The 19,572-nt window shown below is 66.9% G+C and carries 17 protein-coding genes; 8 read left to right on the forward strand and 9 right to left on the reverse strand.

Features of this window, described 5'->3' with window-relative positions; translation table 11 throughout:
• Nucleotides 1–80 precede the first annotated feature (80 nt).
• The 5 genes from V7778_RS21575 to V7778_RS21595 all read right to left on the reverse strand — a co-directional run bounded on the left by V7778_RS21575 (nucleotide 81) and on the right by V7778_RS21595 (nucleotide 5,711).
• A complete protein-coding gene (locus tag V7778_RS21575; protein ID WP_335559039.1) occupies nucleotides 81–2,357 on the reverse strand; it encodes a hypothetical protein in 2,277 nt (758 codons plus the stop codon).
• Between the two features lie 26 nt (nucleotides 2,358–2,383).
• Nucleotides 2,384–2,821 (reverse strand): DUF2382 domain-containing protein, encoded by a 438-nt coding sequence (locus V7778_RS21580; protein WP_335559041.1) that lies wholly within the window; start codon nucleotides 2,819–2,821, stop codon nucleotides 2,384–2,386.
• Nucleotides 2,822–2,987: 166 nt separating this feature from the next.
• Complete coding sequence (locus V7778_RS21585; protein ID WP_335559043.1) at nucleotides 2,988–4,466, reverse strand: YsnF/AvaK domain-containing protein; 1,479 nt, start codon at nucleotides 4,464–4,466, stop codon at nucleotides 2,988–2,990.
• Nucleotides 4,467–4,641: 175 nt separating this feature from the next.
• Entirely contained in the window at nucleotides 4,642–4,902 is a 261-nt protein-coding gene (locus V7778_RS21590) for a hypothetical protein (RefSeq protein ID WP_335559045.1), read from the reverse strand.
• Nucleotides 4,903–4,922: 20 nt separating this feature from the next.
• On the reverse strand, nucleotides 4,923–5,711 hold the full coding sequence (locus tag V7778_RS21595; RefSeq protein ID WP_335559046.1) for a DNA/RNA non-specific endonuclease: 789 nt from the start codon (nucleotides 5,709–5,711) through the stop codon (nucleotides 4,923–4,925).
• 184 nt (nucleotides 5,712–5,895) lie between these two features.
• On the opposite strand from V7778_RS21595, the gene V7778_RS21600 reads away from it, so the two are divergent.
• The 4 genes from V7778_RS21600 to V7778_RS21615 all read left to right on the forward strand — a co-directional run bounded on the left by V7778_RS21600 (nucleotide 5,896) and on the right by V7778_RS21615 (nucleotide 7,157).
• Nucleotides 5,896–6,288 (forward strand): hypothetical protein, encoded by a 393-nt coding sequence (locus V7778_RS21600; RefSeq protein WP_335559048.1) that lies wholly within the window; start codon nucleotides 5,896–5,898, stop codon nucleotides 6,286–6,288.
• Nucleotide 6,289: 1 nt separating this feature from the next.
• The gene (locus V7778_RS21605) at nucleotides 6,290–6,547 is read left to right on the forward strand and encodes a DUF5985 family protein (protein WP_335559049.1); all 258 of its coding nucleotides are present in this window, start codon (nucleotides 6,290–6,292) and stop codon (nucleotides 6,545–6,547) included.
• Nucleotides 6,540–6,821 carry a DUF5985 family protein gene (locus tag V7778_RS21610; protein WP_335559051.1) on the forward strand — a complete coding sequence of 94 codons (282 nt, stop codon included), beginning with the start codon at nucleotides 6,540–6,542 and terminating at the stop codon, nucleotides 6,819–6,821. The genes V7778_RS21605 and V7778_RS21610 overlap by 8 nt, the downstream gene beginning before the upstream one ends.
• Before the next feature lie 66 nt (nucleotides 6,822–6,887).
• Nucleotides 6,888–7,157: a hypothetical protein gene (locus V7778_RS21615; protein WP_335559053.1), complete on the forward strand. Its 270-nt coding sequence runs from the start codon at nucleotides 6,888–6,890 to the stop codon at nucleotides 7,155–7,157.
• Nucleotides 7,158–7,244: 87 nt separating this feature from the next.
• Here V7778_RS21615 and V7778_RS21620 read toward each other — a convergent pair whose 3' ends face one another.
• Nucleotides 7,245–8,102 carry a phytanoyl-CoA dioxygenase family protein gene (locus V7778_RS21620; protein ID WP_335559055.1) on the reverse strand — a complete coding sequence of 286 codons (858 nt, stop codon included), beginning with the start codon at nucleotides 8,100–8,102 and terminating at the stop codon, nucleotides 7,245–7,247.
• 446 nt (nucleotides 8,103–8,548) lie between these two features.
• Here V7778_RS21620 and V7778_RS21625 point away from each other — a divergent pair, with 446 nt between their 5' ends.
• The gene (locus tag V7778_RS21625) at nucleotides 8,549–10,909 is read left to right on the forward strand and encodes an ATP-binding protein (RefSeq protein ID WP_335559057.1); all 2,361 of its coding nucleotides are present in this window, start codon (nucleotides 8,549–8,551) and stop codon (nucleotides 10,907–10,909) included.
• 7 nt (nucleotides 10,910–10,916) lie between these two features.
• On the opposite strand, the gene V7778_RS21630 is transcribed toward V7778_RS21625, so the two are convergent.
• Complete coding sequence (locus tag V7778_RS21630; RefSeq protein ID WP_335559059.1) at nucleotides 10,917–11,342, reverse strand: NUDIX hydrolase; 426 nt, start codon at nucleotides 11,340–11,342, stop codon at nucleotides 10,917–10,919.
• A 129-nt stretch (nucleotides 11,343–11,471) separates the two neighbouring features.
• On the opposite strand from V7778_RS21630, the gene V7778_RS21635 reads away from it, so the two are divergent.
• A complete protein-coding gene (locus V7778_RS21635; protein WP_335559061.1) occupies nucleotides 11,472–12,566 on the forward strand; it encodes a mechanosensitive ion channel family protein in 1,095 nt (364 codons plus the stop codon).
• A 178-nt stretch (nucleotides 12,567–12,744) separates the two neighbouring features.
• A complete protein-coding gene (locus tag V7778_RS21640) occupies nucleotides 12,745–13,092 on the forward strand; it encodes a KGG domain-containing protein (protein WP_335559063.1) in 348 nt (115 codons plus the stop codon).
• Between the two features lie 720 nt (nucleotides 13,093–13,812).
• Here the strand turns inward: V7778_RS21640 and V7778_RS21645 are convergent.
• Together V7778_RS21645 and V7778_RS21650 are read right to left on the reverse strand one after the other, a co-directional pair.
• Nucleotides 13,813–16,422 carry an FAD-dependent oxidoreductase gene (locus V7778_RS21645; RefSeq protein WP_335559064.1) on the reverse strand — a complete coding sequence of 870 codons (2,610 nt, stop codon included), beginning with the start codon at nucleotides 16,420–16,422 and terminating at the stop codon, nucleotides 13,813–13,815.
• 421 nt (nucleotides 16,423–16,843) lie between these two features.
• Nucleotides 16,844–18,073, reverse strand: coding sequence for a hypothetical protein (locus V7778_RS21650; protein WP_335559066.1), 1,230 nt, complete (start codon nucleotides 18,071–18,073; stop codon nucleotides 16,844–16,846).
• 182 nt (nucleotides 18,074–18,255) lie between these two features.
• Here V7778_RS21650 and V7778_RS21655 point away from each other — a divergent pair, with 182 nt between their 5' ends.
• Entirely contained in the window at nucleotides 18,256–19,548 is a 1,293-nt protein-coding gene (locus tag V7778_RS21655) for an NCS2 family permease (protein WP_335559068.1), read from the forward strand.
• Nucleotides 19,549–19,572 lie beyond the last annotated feature (24 nt).

Below are 19,572 nucleotides of genomic sequence, written 5' to 3' on the forward strand. Positions count from 1 at the left end.
TGAAGCAAACAGCGGCGCCCGAGGGCGCCGCGGTCGTTTGAACATGGGCCGGCCGCAGGCCGGCCTTCATGCCGAAAGACTCAGTAGGTCAGCCGGTTCCAGCCGTGCCGCACCGCCTCCTTCACCTTGTCCCAGGTGCTCGGCCCGCCCGGATAACGGCTTTGCCAGCCACTGCGCAGCTCGTTTTCGAGGGCATCGTCCCATTCGCGGCTGCTGTATTGCGGATCGCGGCGCATGCTGCTGCCGTATTCGTAAGCCGGACGGTAAGTGTCGTAGGAATCGCCCGCGCCGCCCACGGCGGAGCCGTAGTGGCTACGATAGTGGCTGCGGTAATAGCTGTCCTCGTCGGTGTCGGAGAAGGCATTCGTCATGCGGTTCCAGCCGTGGCGCACCGCGTCCTTCATGTCTTCCCACGCCGAGGAGGCAACCGCCTTCGTGCCGTCGGCATCCATCCTGGCGCCGCTCGCCTGGCGCGCTTCCCAGTCGCTGCGCAGGCTGGGCATGGCCTCATCCCAGGGACGGTTACGGTAGGTCTCGCTGCGCGCCATCTCGGTGCCGTAGGAATAGGCCGGCTCATACTCGTCGTAGTCCTTGCCGCTGGCGCCGTAGGTCGAGCTGTAGTGGCTGCGGTAATAATCCTCGTCGTCGTCGCCGGTCATGCGGTCCCAGCCCCGGCGCACCGCCGCCTTCATGTTTTCCCAGGTCGACCCGGGATTGCGGGTTTCCCAGTCGGTGCGCAGGTCGCCTTCGACCTCGTCCCACTGGCGGTTGGCGTAGCGGCTGTCGCCGCGCATCTGTGAGCCGTAGGCATAGGCCGGCGCCACGGCGTCGTAAGCGACGCCGCTGCCTTCGTAGGTGCTGCTGTAATGGCTGCGGTAGCTGTCGTTATCGTCGTCGCGGGTCACGCGGTCCCAGCCGCGGCGCACCGCCGCCTTCATGTTTTCCCAGGCCGAGCCTGCATGGCTGCTTTCCCACTCGGTGCGCAGGTCGGTCTCGACATCGTCCCACTTGCGGTCGCTGTAGCGGCGGTCGCGGCGCATGCGGGCGCCGTAGCTGTAGGCGGGCGCATAGTCGTCGTAGGCGCCGCCCGTGCTGCCGTAGGTGCTGGCGTAGTGGCTGCGGTAGTGGGTGTCGTCGTCGTCCGTGATCCGGTCCCAGCCGCGCCGCACCGCGTCCTTCATGCGGTCCCAGGCCGAGTTCGTGTCGTTGCCGGTGCGCGATTCCCAGTGGGTGCGCAGGTCGTTCTCGACCTCGTTCCACTTGCGGCCGGCATAGGTGCCGCGCGCCATCTCGGAGCCGTAGCGGTAGGCCGGCGCGTAGTCGTCATAGGAATCGCCGCTCGCGCTGTAGGCGCTGCTGAAATGCTCGCGGAAATAGCTGTCGTCGTCCATGTTCGCGCCCGTCGAATAGCCGGACTGGTCCATGTCGCCACGCGAATAGATGCGCGAACCGCCGCGCTGCTGAGTCGCCCAGCCGCCTGCCGCGACCCCGCCGCGCTGTTGCGAGTCGGAACGGATCGGGTTGCCCGTCGTTGATCCCGCCATCGGGCCCGACATCGAGCCCCTCATCGAGCCCGTCATCGAGCCGGCGGACGCGCCCAGGCCCTGCGGCGTGCCTTCGAGCGAGGAGGCCTGGACCGGATTCTCCTGCAGGGTGGAGCCCTGCAGCGACGTGCCGCCGGTCGCGCTCAGGCCGCTCTTGCCCATCGGTTCCTGGTAGGTCGTGCCCATCGGCTCGGCCTGGTTCAGCGACTGCTGCTGGAACAGCTTGCGGTCGCCCGGGTTGTCAAGGCTGTGCTGGCTTTGCTGGGCCTGGCCGCCCTGCAGGTTCTGTCCGCGCCCGGACTGGGCCTGGGACGGGGATTGCGACTGGGACGACATCGGCGCCGACTGCATGGCGCTGCTGCTGCCCATGCGCATGGCCCCGGTCCCGGACGGCACTTCGCCGAAGCTGGAGGCCTGTTCGTCGATGTCCGTCGGTCCGTAGCGCTCGACGATGTCGGCCGCACGCTCGACTTCGGGCAGCGAGTCGGCGGTCACGGTGAGCACGTGGTGACCGCGGGTGACGGCGCCCTCGTAGCGGCTGACGTGGTCCGGATTGTCGCCCCCGAACAGGTCGCTGAAGAAATGCTTGATGCTGGCGGTAATGCCCAGGTTGCTGGTATCGCCGGCCCGGTCATGCGCCAGGTCGCGGTCGCCCGCGATGTCCGACTCGCCCGTGACAGGGTCGGTCTGTCCGGTGGGGTCGGCGGCCGACAGGCGCACTTCTCCCTTGGAGAATCCCGACGACAGCAATTCGTTCATCGCATTTTGCGCGTCGGTCCGGTTGTCGAACACGGCTACAAGTGTGTGTTGCATGGTCGTTTCCTCCGTATTGGAATGGCTCAGGTGGTTGGCGGCGTTCCGGCCTCGTCGAAGCGCTCGACGTGGACCTGCTCGGCTTTCAGCATGACCTCGTCCTGGAAGCGCTCCTCGCGCCGTACGCGGGTAATATGCAGTTCTTCCTTGATGCGCAGGCGGCGTTCCACCACCAGCACTTCCTCGAGCACCGGCACCACCAGCGTGTCGCCTTCGTAGCGGGTGGTGGGCGCCTGGTCGGCGGCCACGATGCGGTCCACCGGCACGTGCCGGACTTCCACCTCTTCGCGCGCCAGGCGCTCGTCGATGGTGACCGGCTGTTCCGACACCGTCTTGTGGATGCGCACCCCGCCCCCGGTCTCGGCGACCCGGGTGCCCACCTCGAGCCGCTCCTCGAACACGGGGATGGACAGGCTCTCCCCGGACTCGGACGCGGCGCCGGATGGGGGTGTGTTGCTTGACATCTGGTCGGCTCCTGTGGGTGGCTGGACAATGCGTTCAGACTACTCCAAACCCGCTGGGGCGGGCGCGCGCCTGCCCAGCAGGGGCCGCCTGCCGCGCGCCCAGTAAAAACGGCGCCCGCGGGCGCCGTCGCATAAGGCCGGACACGCCGGTCCGGCGGCAGCCGCCTTAGTAGCCGCGGCGGGTGGAGTTGTCGTCAGTCATGCGGTCCCAGCCATGACGCACGGCCGCTTTCATGCGCTCCCAGGTCGAACCGGTGCTGCCGGCATTGCGGGTTTCCCAGTCGGTGCGCAGGTCGCTCTCGACGTCGTCCCACTGGCGGTTGCTGTAGCGGGTGTCGCTGCGCATTTGCGAGCCGTAGGAATATGCCGGGGCGTAGTCGTCATAGGCGGCGCCGCTGGAGGCGAAGTTGCTGTTGTAGTGGTTGCGGTAGTAGCTGTCGTCGTCATCGTCCGTCATGCGGTCCCAGCCGCGGCGCACCGCCGCCTTCATCTTTTCCCAGGTCGAGCCGGTGCTGCCGGCATTGCGGGTTTCCCAGTCGGTGCGCAGGTCGCTCTCGACGTCGTCCCACTGGCGGTTGGCGTAGCGGCTGTCGCTGCGCATCTGGGTGCCGTACGAATACGCCGGGGCATAGTCGTCGTAGGAAGCGCCGCTGCTGCCGTAGTTGCTGGTGAAGTGGCTGCGGTAGTAGCTGTCGTCGTCGCGCAGGCCGCCGGTCGCGCCCAGGCGCTCGACGTCGACTTCGGTGCGGCGCACCGTGTCGTGGATCTGCTGCTGGCGTTCATTGACCTGCTTGCCGATCGTCACTTCCTCGACCACGCGCGCGGATTTCTGCACCACGGCTTCCTCCGCGGTCTCGCGCATCTCGATGGTCTGCTCCTTGAACGCGGTGGCGTCGTTCGGATTGATCGGCTGGTCGACGCGGTGGCGCTCGACGTTCACATGCTCTTCGCGCAGGCCGATGGTCTGGTCGACCGGGGTTTCGACCACGCGCGAGAAGATGCGCACGCCGCCGCGCTGGACTTCGCGCTTGCCGACTTTCAGCTGTTCTTCCACCACCGGGATCGAGGCGCTGGTCTCGTCGCGCCGCAGCGCCGCGGTGTCGCGCTGCAGCGAGTCGGTACGCTGGATGCCGCCCTGCGCGCTCGAGGATCGCAAGGTCTGGGAGGTCTGGGAGGTCTTCGAAGTGTCGGACTGGGCCGACATCGAGGAGGACTGCTGCAGGCCGGCGCTGCCGGCGCCCATCGCGCCCGCCATGCCCATCCCGGCCATGGAACCGGTGCGGTCGGAATGCTCGTCGATGTCGGTCGGGCCGTAGCGCTCGACGATGTCGGCGGCGCGCTCGACTTCCGGCAGCGAGTCGGCGGTGAGCGTCAGCACGTGGCGTCCGCCGCTGACGGCGGTTTCGTATCGGCTGGCATGGCCCGTATCGTCATCGCCAAACAGGTCGCTGAAGAAGTTCTTGATGCTGGAGCCGATGCCTTCGCCGGTGTCGGCGGTGCGGGTGGTGCCCGTGTCGCCCATGCCGGTCGTGTCCGAATCGGACAGGCGGACGTTCTCGCGGGAATAGTTCGACGACAGCAGTTCGTTCATCGCATTCTGTGCGTCGGTACGGTTGTCGAATACCGCTACAAGCGTATGTTGCATGATCGTTCCTCCAAGTGGGTTGGGTAGCGCCGCGCACCCGCCGTCCTGGCGGTTCACGCGCTGCATGATTAGCGCTTTGCCAACCGAGCGTACCCCAAACGCGCTCAGACTCGCGCACCATTGACGCTCGACAACCGAAGAACTTCCCCACCCGAAGAATCAGCGCACACGGCCCTCAGGCGAAGGGGTTGCCGACCGTCTTGGCCTGCGGCGGCGGCAGGCGATCGGGCAACTCGCGCGCCTCCAGCGCGGCAACGATCGCGCCCAGCGCCTCGTGCAGGCGGCGCGCCGCCGCCAGGCCCTGCTGGTCCGCGGTCAGGTCGACGTCGCCCGACACGGTGATGCGGTCGACACGGTTTTCCAGCATCAGGTTGCCGACTTCGAGCACGTCGGCTTCGTTCGCGAACGGCGAGAATACGGTCTTCTTCGGCTTCATGGGTTCTCCCTGTCTCCCTGTTATTGGCGGCCCTCGGCGCGCGGCTTGCGCTGCTTGATCTTCGGCAGACGCAGCATGCGTTCCTTCTGCTGGCGGCTGAGCGAAGGCAGCAGTTCGATGCCGACGATGCGTTCCAGCTCGGCCACCGGTATCACGTGGATCGGCGCCCCACTGCGGTTCTCGACGAACCAGGCGGCGGCGGCCTTCTGGCGCGGACTGTACACCACCTTGTACAAGTGGCTGGGCACGATCACGTTGCCGACCTTGCGCAGGCTGGTCCCCAGGAAGGCCGGGCCGGTAATGACATAGAGTTCGCCTTCGCGCTTGGCCATCTTGCGCACGCTCTGTTCGATCGGCCCCCAGATGTGGCGGTTGTGGTCGCTGTCCTGGGGCACCATGTTGGCCAGCGAAAAGCTCTCGCGCTGGGTGCGCCGGTCCGGCATGTCGCCGTTGGGCGCCAGATGGCCGCGGTCGAAACCGCTGCGCGCATAATCGGAGAGCTCGGCGCGCTGGCCTTGCGGCAGGCGCGGCTCGGCGTGGAAGGCGTTGTCGCGGTCGAGGCCTTCGGCGCGTTCCAGGTTGTCGGCGCGGAGGTGCTCGGCGGACCAGAGCGGCGTGCGGGTCACGCCCGAATGCATCACGCCGAATACGCCGTAGCATAGTTCGCGGGCGCCGCTGGCCAGCTTGGGATTGCGGATCTCGGGCGCACGGCCATCAAGGTAATGGACGGGGCAGCTGGCGGCCTGGACAGCGCCAGCCGCGAGCAGCGCGCCCGCCATGAAGAGGCGAGCGAGGATGGTACGGAACATGATGATCGAACTCAAAAAAGCAGTGCGATCATTTTAGCCGACAGCAACGCCCGCGGCTCCACAATACGGTGGATGCGCTGCGGTACATACGGCGCACGATTGAAAGTGCATTGCTAGGAAGAATGATTTAGAATTTGTCTTTTCCTAAACGAAAATTTCCCTTCCGGAAACACATGATTCGCGAATGACACAACCGGAGATTCCGGAGGACCTGCGGCGCTTCGTACTGACGAGCGTGCCCTCCGTGCCGTTCCTGGAAGCCCTGCTGCTCTTGCGCGCCGCACCCGGCCAGCAATGGGACAGCACTGCCCTGGCCGAACGGCTCTACACCCGCGAGAAGGTCGCGCAGGGCCTGCTCGACGACCTGTGCACCGCCGGCATGGCGCGCCGCTGCGACGCGCCGGCGGAGCATGCCTATTGCTACGCGCCGGCCACCGAGGCGCTGCGCGAACTGGTCGACCGCCTAGCCGAACTCTATGCCAAGCACCTGGTGGAAGTGACCCACCTGATCCATTCCACCCTCGACCGGAAGGCGCAAAAATTCGCCGACGCCTTCCGCTTGCGAAAGGACGCCTGACATGGGCGAGATCATCTACACCCTCTGCATCCTGACCTCGCTGGCCTGCGCCTGGCTGCTGTTCAGCAGTTACCGGCGCACCCGTTACCGGCTCCTGTTCTGGAGCGGGTCCTGCTTCGCGGTGATGACCGTGAATAACCTGTTCCTGCTGCTGGACAAGGTCGTGTTCCCCAACGTCGACTTCATGCCGCTGCGCCTGATCAGCGCCCTGCTGGCCTGCCTGCTCCTCCTGTATGGTTTGATCTACGAAAATGATTGACCCTCTGAACGACCTCCTTAGCGGCGCGATCGCGATGGCTTCGCTGACCATCGCCCTGTTCTTCATCCGCTTCTGGCGCAGCTCGGCCGACCGCTTCTTCCTGTGGTTCGCGCTGTCCTTCGCGATCCAAGGGGCGCACCGGCTGTACGCGGTGCTGCGCGACCAGGGCGGCGAGGATTCGCCCCTGCACTACCTGATCCGCCTGCTGGCCTATGGCCTGATCCTGTGGGCGATCCTGGAGAAGAACCTGCCGCTGAAGGACAAGCGCCGATAGCGTGCGCCCGGGGGTAAAGGGCTGGGAGATAATCGGAGCCACCCGAAACGATTCCAGGAGGACAGCATGGCCGAATCCAAACAGCCCTCGAACCCGACGTCCAAGGACGGGACGCCCGTGAACAGCGGCGGCGAGGACAAGCGCTCCGAGAACCTGCTGCCCGGCGACGGCGGCGCCGAGGACGGCCGCTTCGACGTGGCCGAGGAAGTCAGCCTCGACCAGCATTCCGACGAGGCCCGCCGCGTGGGCCAGGCGCCAAGCAACGGCATCGCCGACGCCATTCCCGAAAGTCTCAAGACGCCGGTGCCGGCGCAGCAGGTGCCCGACAAGCCTTGACTCCCACACCGCGCACCATGCCGGTGCGCGGCTTCTTGCCGCCCAATCCTTCCCCCCGTTTGCGACATCGACCCTGGGACATCGACCCTACGACATCGACACGCCCATGCGCAGGCCTTCGATGGTATGCGCCTGGTAGATCGGCTCGAGCTCGTCGACCACGCGGGTGTTCAGGTGGCGCGCCACCTCCAGCGGCAGGCCGGCATGGAAGGCGCGCGACATCTGCAGGTCGTGCTTGACCAGGCTGGTGCAGTCGGGCGCCTCCGCTCCCACAACCAGCACGGGCCGCGAGCGGTTCGATTGATTTGCCGTGCCGCGGTGGATGGTCAGGGCCGAGCGCGCCGAGATGTCGCCCGCCTGCGGCAGCTTGCGCTGGGCGCGCTCCTCGTAGCGGGCCCAGGTTCCCTGCGGCGGGAACATCGGGTCGCCGCCCGCCAGGTCGTCCCATTGGGTGCCGACCGCGATCTCGAAGGGCCCCATGTCCTCGGTGACATCGACCGTCGTGATGTTGAAGGCCAGCGAGCTCAGGCGCCGGCCGCTCAGGGTCTCGGGCGGCGAGGCGAAATCGCGGTGCCAGGGCTGGTGCATGGCGCCTGGTCCCGGCACGTCAAAGCCCACCTCGACGATCTTGTAGTCGGGACCGAGCACCGCGCGGCAGACCGACACCACCCAGGGATGGGTGACGATGTCGAGGAAGCCCGACAGGCGTTCCGGATGGACCTCGACGTAGTAGCGGTTCGGTCCGCGCTCGAGCGCCCCGCCGGGCCGCCCGCGCGCTTCGTCGAACAGCATCGCGATCTCCTTGCCCAGGCGCTCGACCCAGGCGCGCTCGAAGGCGCCGCGGCAGGCGATGATGCCGTCGCCGTACAGGCCGCCCATGATCCGCGCCACGTCGACCTGTTCGACCGTGGGGACACCTGCTCCGCCTACTTTGCTTGCTTCCATGCTTTTCTCCTTTCAATCCCGCTGCGCTGAGGGAAGCACTGATGCAATTATGGCGGCGTCCTCGGCCACGAGAAAACGCATCCGGCGGCGTTGCAAATCCTCGCGATACCAAGGGGTATCGCTCCGGTTCATGCGCGGCCGGCGAGGCCTTGCCGGGCACATTTTTCGTGACCGATCCCTGCGCGCCAGAATAAATCATTGCTTCCCTGGACGCGAAAAGATACTACCGGCAAAGCATGATCGGGGGCGCACCGGCCACCGGCGCCATGCGGCGCGGGTGGCGGAAAAGAGACGTTGACAGCGCGGGGGCGCCCGCTTAGATTGTCGAAGAGACCATTACTTCGGTGCCGGTCCGCAAGGGCCGGCGCCACCAACGCCTACATGACCGAAGCCCGTCCCCGCCCGCCAGTTTGCGCACGCGCGTGCACCCCGATCGAAGGACCCGGATGCTGAGCGCCGGCGTCCACCCTACCGTCCTCTTGATCTGCAACCTGCCTGTGGTGGATCCGGTGGTGCTGCAGGTGTCCAAGGAACTCGGACAGGCGATCGTGCGCGTCCAGACGGCCGCCGAGGGGCTGGTCCAGGCCAGGAACCATGACTTCGCGCTGATCCTGACCGGGTATGCGGGCGACACGGCGATGTTGCTCAACACGATCCGCCTGATGCGCGCAAACCTGCGCTCCGTGCACACGCCGATCGTGGCGCTCGGCCTGCCCGCGCCGCGCTCCGCGTCCGATTTTGCGTCCGATTCGCCGCCGGTCGAGGCCCTGTACGAGGCCGGCGCCATCGCGGTGCTGCATGCCCCGCTCTCGCCCGCCATCCTGAAGGCCAAGGCGCGCTTCTACATCGACGCCTTCCGCAGCATGGCCGAGCGTCAGCGCGCCGAATCCGACCTGATGGATACCCGCGCGCGTCTCGAGACCATCATCGCCGCCGCCGAGCTGGCGGTGTGGAGCTGGGATATCGCTGCCGACCGGGTCAGCGCCGATACCCGCATGGCTGCCCTGTTCGGAATCGATCCGGCGCTGGCCGAGGGCGCGCCGCTGGCGGCCTACCTGGCGGCCCTGCATCCGGACGACGTGCCGTTAATCCAGTCGCGCCTGGCCGAAGCGGCAAGCCGCGGCGGCGGTTACGACGCCACCTTCCGCATCCGGCTTCCCGGCGGCGCCTGGCGCTGGGCCATCGCGCGCGGCCATGCCGACACCGACCCGCGCGGCGGTGCGTCGCGCATCCGCGGCGTGGTGATCGACGCCACCCGCCAGATCGAGGCCGAGCAGCAGCTGAGGGTGACCGAGGAGCGCTACCGCACCCTGTTCGAGTCGATCGACGAAGGCCTGTGCGTGATCGAGATGCTATACGACAGCAAGGGCCAGCCGGCCGACTACCGCTTCCTGGAAGCGAACCCGGCCTTCGTCAAGCATACCGGCCTGCGCGACGCGGTCGGCCGCACCATGCGCCAGCTCGCGCCCCGCCACGAGCCGCACTGGTTCGAGATCTACGGCCGCGTGGCCGAGAGCGGCGAGCCGGTGCGCTTCGTGAACGAGGCGCGCGAACTCGGGCGCTGGTACGACGTCTACGCCACCCGCCTCGGCCCGGCGGAATGGCGCCGCGTCGCCATCCTGTTCACCGACATTACCGAGCGGCGCCGTTCCGAAGACGCGCTGCGCAAGATGGCCTCGGACCTGTCCGAGGCGAACCGCCTGAAGACGGAATTCCTGGCCACCCTCGCGCACGAGCTGCGCAACCCGCTGGCGCCGATCCGCAGTGGCCTGCAGTTCATCCGCCGCGCCCCGGAGGATGCCCAGGCCGTGAGGCGCGTGCACGACATCATGGACCGCCAGCTGGGACACCTGGTGCACCTGGTCGACGACCTGCTGGACGTGGCGCGCATCACGCGCGGCCAGGTGGAGCTCAAACGCGAGCGGGTCGACCTGGCCGCGGTGCTCTCGAACGCGATCGACACCAGCATGCCCCAGATCGAGGCCGCCCGCCATTATCTCGACGTGCGCATGCCCGCCGAGCCGCTGCTGCTCGACGCGGATCCCACCCGTCTGACCCAGGTGGTCAGCAACCTGCTCAACAACGCGGCACGCTACACGCCGCGCGGCGGACGCATCGTGCTGGCCGCCGAGCGCGACGGCGACCAGGCCGTGATCGCCGTGTCCGACAACGGCATCGGGATCGCCCCGGAATCGCTGGAAGACGTGTTCAAGGTATTCACCCAGGTCGGCCAGGGACAGCACCCCGGTGCGGGCGGCCTCGGGATCGGCCTGTCGCTGGTGCGCAGCCTGGTGGAGCTGCACGGCGGCAGCGTACGCGCCGCCAGCGCCGGCACCAATGCCGGCAGCGTGTTCACGGTGCGCCTGCCGCTGCATGCCGAATCGGCCGGCACGCCGCCGGCCAGCGACCCCGCTGAGGCAGAGCCGACCCGCGCCGGGCGCGAGGGCCTGATCGTGCTGGTGGTGGACGACAACCGCGACGCGGCCGAGACCCTGTCCGCCCTGCTCGAGCTGCTGGGCCACAGCGCGCCGGTGGCGAACGACGGCCACCAGGCCCTGCGCATGCTTCCCGGCCTGGCGCCGCAGGTGGTCTTCCTCGACCTGGGCATGCCGGGCCTGTCCGGCTACGAGGTGGCGACGGCGATTCGCAGCGAAGCGCGCCACGCCGGCATCAAGCTGGTCGCGCTGACCGGCTGGGGCGGCGAAGCGGACCGCGCACGCACGGCGGCGGCGGGCTTCGACATGCACCTGACCAAGCCGGCCACCCTGGAGGCGATCCAGGAGGTACTGGCGCGGGTCCAGGACTGAGCGCCTTCTACCAGTCTATGCCGAGCAGCACCTCGGCCATGCGCGGCCAGCACAGGGCGCGCAACTCCTCGCGCACGGCCCAGCGGTAGCCGTCCATCTCCAGCGTCGGCGCGCCGGTCGCGTGGTGCGGAAAGTAGCTGCTGCAGTGCAGGTGGTCCAGGTTGTCGAGTTCGGGCCCCGAGCGCACCAGGTAGAGATGCAGGCGCTTGTCGCGCCGGTACTCGAAGGGGCCCAGGTCCTGGAACAGCGCGGGATCGAAGGCCAGCCCGGCCTCCTCGCGCAGCTCGCGCACGGCCGCTTCCAGTTCGGTTTCGCCGGGATCGCGGATGCCCTTGGGGATGTCCCACTTGGGGGTGTCGGTGACGTGGCAGAGCAGCAGCTCACGCCGCGGATTGACGACCAGGGTGCCGCAGGAAACCGTGAATTTCGACATGCCATGAAGTGGAGCGATGCAAACGTTCAATGTATCGGCCGGCGAACACGCCTGTCAATTGTGCGCGCCCCGCGCGGCCCGGACCGCACACTAGCGCCTTGGATGGTTCTGGCTTGCGAGGAGTACTGCATGGATTTTCTGTTGCCGGGTAATGCGCTGGAAGACTGGATGACCGCCCTTGGCGTCACCATGGGAAGCACCGCCGCGATGTACGTGGTGCGCAGCTACGCGCTGCGCAGGATGCACGAGCTGTCGCGGCGCACCGCCACCCGCATCGACGATTTCGTCACCAAGATGCTGGCCAAGACCTACCTGGTCTTCCTGCTCGCGATCGGCGTCTACCTGGGCAGCATGTTCCTGGTCCTGCCCGACAACTACCGTCTGATCGTCTCGCGCTGCGCGGTCGCCGCGCTGATCCTGCAGTTTGCCGTGTGGGGCGACTCGGGCCTGCGCGCCTGGCGCAACCAGTTCCTGGCCGGCCACGGCGACGGGGCGCGCAAGGCCTCGAGCACCATCGTGATCTTCATGATGCGCCTGGTGGTGTGGACGGTGGCCTTCCTGATGATGTTGGATAACTTCGGTTTCAACATCACCACCCTGGTCGCCAGCCTGGGCATCGGCGGCATCGCCGTGGCCCTGGCCACCCAGAACATCCTGGGCGACCTGTTCGCCTCGCTCTCGATCATGCTCGACAAGCCCTTCGAGATCGGCGACTTCATCATCGTCGGCGACGCCCTCGGCGCGGTCGAGTACATCGGCCTCAAGACCACCCGCCTGCGCGGCCTGGGCGGAGAGCAGATCGTGTTCTCGAACAGCGACCTGCTCAAGAGCCGCATCCACAACCACAAGCGCATGCTGTCGCGCCGCGTGGCCTTCATCCTGCGCGTGGCCTACGGCACCAGCGAGGCCCAGATGGCGCGCATACCGGAATTGGTGCGCGCCATCGTCACGGCGCGCACCGACGTGGATTTCGAGCGCACCCACTTCTTCCGCTACGGAGAGTGGTCGCTGGACTTCGAGGTGGTCTACCACTTCAAGAGTCCCGACTACATCCTGCACATGGATGCCCAGCAGGCGATCCTGCTCCAGATCTACCGCGAGTTCGAGCGCGAGCGCATCCAGTTCGCCCACCCGCTGACGGTGATCCGGGTGGCCGAGCCGAGCGATCCGGCAGGCGGCTGGCTGCCCCATGCAGTGGCGCGAAGCAGTGATCTAAGGCATTGATTTGGCTGGAGAATATGCATCAGTTAGCCGGACTCTTCCTACAGGGGGCGGCTGCCCTCTCCTATTCCGGCCGGCGCTTGCGTGGCCTACGATGAAGTCATGCCTCCCTGCGCGCTGCCCTCGGACCGCCGCCGGCGCAGGCATCCCAGCAACCGTGGCATCGGACCAGGAGGCTAGCATGGCATCTCACAAGCAGGGCAGCGGCAAACGCGGTGGCGGCGCGAAGGACAAGCAGCAACACGAAGCCGCGTCGGCCGGTGGCAACGCAGGCAGCAGCCAACGCAGCGGCCAGGGCAGCAGCCAGAGCGCCTCGGGCGGCGGCCGCGGCTTCGCCTCGATGGACCCGCAGCGCCAGCGCGAGATCGCCGCGCAGGGCGGCCGCGCGGCCCACGCCTCGGGCAACGCCCATGAGTTCAACTCGCAGGAGGCGCGCGAGGCCGGACGCATGAGCCACAAGAACGATGGCAACCGCCAGAGCGGCAGCGGCGGCAGCCGCGGCGGCGGCAGCCAGGACGGTAATCGCTGAGCACTACCCGTCATCCTCGCATGGGACGGCCGGACCGGCAGTGGCGCGCTTGCATGGCGCGGCTGCCGGTCTTTTGCGTGGGCGTGCGCGTTTGACTGCGAGCTTGGGTCCCCGCCTTCGCGCACTGCTGTCCGGGATAATCGCTATCTCTGCATTAGCAGGTTTTTTGTTTGCAATACCAGCAGTGTAAATTACACCATGGCTAACTTTCAGCCACTTGCTCGTCGTTCCGGGACTCGGCGCCCCCCTCGGCCGGAACCTAAGTTTGCATGAGTGGCCGCAACGAACGCTAATGGCCAGCAACGGACTTGGGTTCCGGCCTTCGCCTGAAGTCGTAGGCGCCAGTGGCGCGTACGACGATTTTCAAGCTAGGTGAAATTATCCCGGAAAGCAGTGGGCGGAGGCCGGAACCCAAGCTTGCATGTGCGGCCACAAGGAACGCTAATGTCCAGCTATGCACTTAGGTTCCGGCCAAGGGGACGCTTAGTCCCGGAACGACGTGATAATGGCTGTAAGTTGGTCCGCGATATTAGTGACGTTGCCAGTTTTGCTAACAAAACCCTGCTAATGCAGCGATAGCGATTATTCCGGACAGCAGTGCGCCTTCGCGGGGACCCGAGTTATCAGCGCAGCCCTACACCAACCGGCACCGTTAACGAAAAAACCGCGGGACAAGCCCGCGGTTTCCACTGACAGCAGGCGCTGGGCGCCGCTCCCTGGTTACTCCGCCTGACCTCCGACAGTGCGCAGCGCTGCCTCGGTCTCCTGCACCCCGCCCCCGATCGCCTCCGCGGCCTTCTTGCCGGCCAGGAGGGCGTGGTCCGAGTTGTAGTACTCCCACTCGCTGTAACGGCCAGCCAGGGTGATGTCGAACTGCTTGAGCCAGTTCTTGCAGGTCGCGACGTTCTGCGCGCGCTGGTGGTCGTACAGCACGTAGGCGATCGGCATGTCGACCTGGTTGGCGCACAGCACGGTGTCGCCCTCCTGGATCATGCCCACCTTGCGGCAGTCCTCGATCGCCCGCTGGATCAGGGCCTCGCCCTCCAGCGGCAGCGGCTTGTGCGGCGAGTACGAGATCTCGCAGGTGAAGCCGAAGCCGCCCGGCGGATTGCATTCCGGGCTGGCGTTGCCCTGCACGAAGATGCGGTGGAAGATGGTGTCTTCCGGGTAGTAGATCCAGTGCTTGTCGGTCGCGTTCGGGCGGTCGATGCCGATGTTCACGCAGCGGATCGAGACGTGGCGCAGGCCCTTGGCGGCGGCGCGTACTTCTTCGGGCGCCTGGTCGCCGATCACACGGATCAGTTCCGGCAGCGGCATGGTCGACACCAGCTGGTCGTAGCGGAAGCGGCGGCCGTCAGCCAGCGCCACCACGTGCTCGCGCGGCAGCACCTGGACCACGTCGGCATTGGTCTCGATCTTGCCCTTGATATGGGGCAGGAAACCGTTCATCAGGGCCTGGAAGCCGCCCTTGAGCGGATAGCCGAAGCGCGCGTTCGGGCCCATCGGCTTGGCGACCGGCTCCAGCGCGCCCTGGATGATCTCTTCCAGGTTCGGCAGCGGCACCCGTCCACCCAGCCACGAGGTCTCCATCTCCGCCAGGGGCACGGTCCAGATCTTCTTGTTGTAGGGAATGGCGAAATGCTTGGCAATGCCCTTGCCCCACACCTTGTTGATGAACTGTTCGAAGTTCTTGACCTCGCCCTTGACCGACTTGTCGGTATTGCAGGCGTCCAGGGTGCCGTCGGCGCAGCAGTCGTCGATGGCGGCGGCCTGCTGCTGGTCGTCGTCGTGGGCGCCGTAGCGGGCCTCGATCGCGCCCATCACGCATTCGGTGATGACTTTCGGCGGCAGGCCGTAGAGCGCGCCCTGGAAGGGATAGCGGGTGAACACGTTCTTGCTGTAGACCCAGGCCTCGCGGTTCTGCCAGTGCACGTTATCGCCGAGCAGCACCTCGTACATCTTGAGCACGTAGGGGTCGTTCGAGAACATGATGTGGCCGGCATAGTCGAAGGTGAAGCCCTTGTCCTGGATCGAACGGCACCAGCCGCCCACGGTCGCGTTCCGTTCCAGCACCAGGGTGTCGGCGCTCAGGTGGTAGGCGGCCGACAAGCCGGTCGGGCCGCTGCCGATCACGATGTTGCGGTACGAGGACTTGGCGCTCTTGGCCACCGGCAGCGGGTTGACCGTGGCGGGCAGCGCCTCCGGGTTCGCCGCCGACAGGCGCTGGGCCTTGTTGCCCGGGACGACGTTCTCGATCAGCTCGTGCATGCGGCCGGCGGTGCGGTCCCAGGACGTGCCGGCGACCACCTCGCGCATGCGCTTGGCCATCTTCAGCTTGTCGCCTTCGGTCATGGCCAGCATGCGTTCGCAGGCGGCGATGTAGTTCCCGGCGCCCTCGGCGATCGCCACGACGTCGCCGTAAGGCACCTTGACGTCGGTGATCGGGGTCGATACCGAGGGCAGCTCGGCCGCCATGTATTCCAGCACCTTGGTCGGGCTGATGAACTTGGTGGACTCGTTGAGTGCGAAGGGCAGCAGGCAGAGGTCCCAGCCGGCCAGGAACTTCGGCAGGTCCGGGTAGTTGCGCTGGCCCATGTAGTGGATGTTCGCGGCCTGCGGCAGGTGGGCCGGGTCGATCTTGACCACCGGGCCGACCAGCACGATCTGCCATTCCGGATGGGCGGCCGCCATGGCGCGCACCAGCTCGGTGTCGAAGCGTTCGTCGATCACGCCGTAGAAGCCCAGGCGCGGATGCGGGATATGGGCCTGGTCGGGATGCGAGATATCGCGGTCCTGGGCCTGGCGGAAGTGCTTGGCGTCGACGCTGCTCGAGAAGCAGTGGGCGTTCGCGTGGCGGTCGCGCTTGGACTGGTACAGGCTGGGGCCGCCGGTGAAGACCAGGTCGGCGATGTTCAGCAGCGCGCTTTCGCGCTGCAGCAGCTGCTTGGGCGCGTTCTTGAACGCGGCCAGCTCGTCCATGCAATCGTAGATGACCTTGGACGGGTGCAGGCCTTGCAGCAGAGGCAGGGCCATCGGCGTGTAGAACCAGACCACGGGCTGCTCGCCGTCCGGCACCAGGTCGGCCAGCAGGGCCTGCAGGGTCGGAATCTGGTCGTCGTGGAAGCCCGGCGCATGGATCGCGGTATGCGGGCGGCACACCGTGACGTTCGGCGCGACCGCCGTTTTCTGCAGGTGTGCCTGGCCCTCGCTGTACACCGGCTCTTCGACGAAGAGGATGTTGTAGTGTTCCGCCAGGCGAGTCATCAGGTGCTGGGGGCGCTGGAACACGAAATCCCAGCGCAGGTGGCAAAACACGATCAGGGTCGGCATGTTGATTTCCTTTCGCCTTGCTGGCGCTATAGTTGTTGGCAATGATTCCCGGACCGGTTCTCTCTCTCCATTGCCGGGTTAGACAGGCTGGTTGAACCTGGCCGGACCCCGGAATCGTAACATGTAAATTTTTTAATGTTTTCATTTATGCATTGCAACATTGCCAACAGGAACTGTGCAATGCGGGTACTTCCCGCCTCTCCCCTAGGAGAGGGCTGCGGCTGAGTCGCCTCATGTAGGGAGGCTCCTACATCGACACAGGAAATCCAGCTAGGGACACCGGTAAAACTTTTGATCGCGCGCCATGGGGAGAACCGTGGAAAGCACGGTTCCCGGATGCGGAGACGGAGATTACAGGAGGGAGATGAGGCGGGCACCGTATTTCAGGCCCGCCCGAGGGAGGAGGAAAAGGGGCGGCGCCTCAGGCCGCGCCGGCGGCGCGATACGGTTCGGCGCCCTCGGCATGGCCGTCTTCGCTGAAGCCGGCGGCCACCGAGACGCCTTCCAGTCCGATCGACAGCAAGGCATCGCACATCTCGTCGATTTCGGCGCCCAGGTCGGCCGCGAGGTCCACCGGTTTCTCCACGCTGCCCCAGGGCAGGCCGCCGTCGAGCGCGTACAGGTTGGCGCGCAGGACGATGTGCTCGCCCATGTCGAGCGGCGCCACCGCCGCATGGACCTGGTCCGCTTCCAGGTCCTTGGCCGCCAGGGTGCGCCTGACCTCGGACAGCAGGGACAGCAGGCCGAGCTCCGCCACCGCGCCCTCCTTGGCGCCGAAGAACAGGTCCTGGTAGAGGAAGTCGACGCTCAGGCGCTCGGGGTCGCGGCCCAGGCAGCGCCGCACCAGCGGGGCCACGTCCGCCGTCCAGTCGCGGTAGCGTTCCATGCGGCGCGCGAAATAGGCGTCGGCGCCCTCCTCGTCCTTCGGCACCCGGTAGAACGGGTCGTCGGCGCGCTTGAGCGAGAAGCCGAGCAGGAAACGCAGTTCCATCGCGGTTTCGTCGGGCGCCACCGGCTCCCCGGTCCAGCCGCGGATGCTGGCCTCGATGGTCGGCGCCGGCTGCAGTTTCTTCTCGAGCAGCGAGCTAGCCGCCTCGCGCAGCATCTCGTGCAGCGCGCTGTAGCTGACATGGTCGATCTCGGCCAGGTCGTAGGCATGGCGGATCAGCACCACCCTGGCCGAGGGGCTGTCCAGGCCGGCCGCCTGGAAGCTGCCGGACAGCTGGGCGAAGGCTTCGTCGTCCTGGAACACCTCCCGGGGCGCCAGGCCGCCCGTGCTGCGCACGAACAGGGGCACCAGGAAGGCGTCGATCTCGTATTCCGGGCCGTCCTCGCGGCGCAGGCGCCAGGTCGCGGCCTCTTCCTCGATGCGCGCGCGCAGGATGCGGCAGGCCAGCGGATCGGTGTAGCGGGCCAGTTCGATCGCCTCGTACAGCACCTCGTCGCCGCCTTTGCGTGCCCCTTTGCGGACCGCTTTGCGCACCGCCGCGGCCAGTTCTTCCTCGCGCTCGTCGTCAGGGGCGAAACCCGGCACTTCCTCGCGCTCGGCGATCTCGAGGGCCAGGTCGGCCAGTTCCTGCGCCTGGGCCGAGGTATCCGGTTCGCGGACGTTGTTCGACTTGCGCGGGGCGGGACGCTTATTCTTTGGCATGGTGTGGTGCGTGGCGTGTGGAATGGTCAAGGCCCCCATGGTAACGCATCGCCCGGGCTACCGCGAACACGAGCGGTCCGGCGGGCCCGCGACGGATGGGCTGGCGCGGTGTTATGCTTCCGGCAAAACCACAAGACCCGGGCGCGGCCGGCGCGGCCCCGCCCACAACCCGGGAAGCTCACATGCTCGAGAAACTCTTCAAACTCAGGGAAAACGGCACCGATGTCCGCACCGAAGTGCTGGCCGGCCTGACCACTTTCCTCACCATGGTCTACATCATCTTCGTCAACCCGTCGATCCTGGGCGACGCCGGCATGCCGAAGGAAGCGGTGTTCGTCGCCACCTGCCTGGTGGCGGCGCTCGGCACCGCCGTCATGGGCCTGTACGCCAACTACCCGATCGCGATGGCGCCCGGCATGGGCCTGAACGCCTATTTCGCCTACGCCGTGGTGCTGGGCATGGGCATCGCCTGGCCGGCCGCGCTGGGCGCTGTGTTCATCTCGGGCTGCCTGTTCATCCTGGTCTCGCTGCTCGGCCTGCGCGGCATGATCGTGGACGGCATCCCGCGCTCGATGCGGGTCGCGATCACGGTCGGCCTGGGCATGTTCCTGGCCCTGATCGCCCTCAAGAACGCCGGCATCGTGGTGCCCAACGAAGCGACCCTGGTCAAGGCCGGCGACCTGCACAAACCGGAAGCCCTGATGGCGATCGGCGGCTTCCTGGTCATCGTCGCCCTCGACCGCCTGAAGGTGCGCGGCGCGATCCTGATCGGCATCGTGCTGGTGACGGTGCTGAGTTTCTTCTTCGGCGGGAACACCTTCAAGGGCATCTTCTCGCTGCCGCCCTCGATCGCACCGACCCTGTTCAAGCTCGACATCGCCGGCGCCCTGTCGGTGGGCATCCTGAACGTGGTGCTGGTGTTCTTCCTGGTGGAGCTGTTCGACGCCACCGGCACCCTGATGGGGGTGGCGCGCCGCGCCGGCCTGCTGGTCGAGGGCAAGATGGACCGGCTCAACAAGGCCCTGCTGGCCGACAGCGGCGCCATCGTCGCCGGCAGCATCCTGGGCACCTCGAGCACCACCGCCTACCTGGAAAGCGCGTCCGGCGTCCAGGCCGGCGGGCGCACCGGCCTGACCGCGCTGACGGTGGCCGGGCTGTTCCTGGCCTGCCTGTTCATCGCGCCGCTGGCCGGCGTGGTCCCGGCCTACGCCACCACCCCGGCGCTGCTGTTCGTGGCCTGCCTGATGCTGGCCGATCTCGGCGACGTGGAATGGGGCGACAGCACGGAAAGCATCCCGGCCGCCGTCACCGCCCTGGTGATGCCCTTCACCTTCTCGATCGCCGAGGGCATCGCCTTCGGCTTCATCACCTATGCGGCCCTCAAGCTGCTGACCGGGCGCATGCGCGAAGTCAGGCCGGTGGTGTGGGTGATCGCGGCGCTGTTCACGTTCAAAATTGCGTATACGGGAACCTGAGCGGGTACGAGCACTGTAGGGTGG

The sequence above is a fragment of the Massilia sp. DD77 genome (assembly GCF_036961685.1).
GTDB lineage: Bacteria > Pseudomonadota > Gammaproteobacteria > Burkholderiales > Burkholderiaceae_D > Telluria.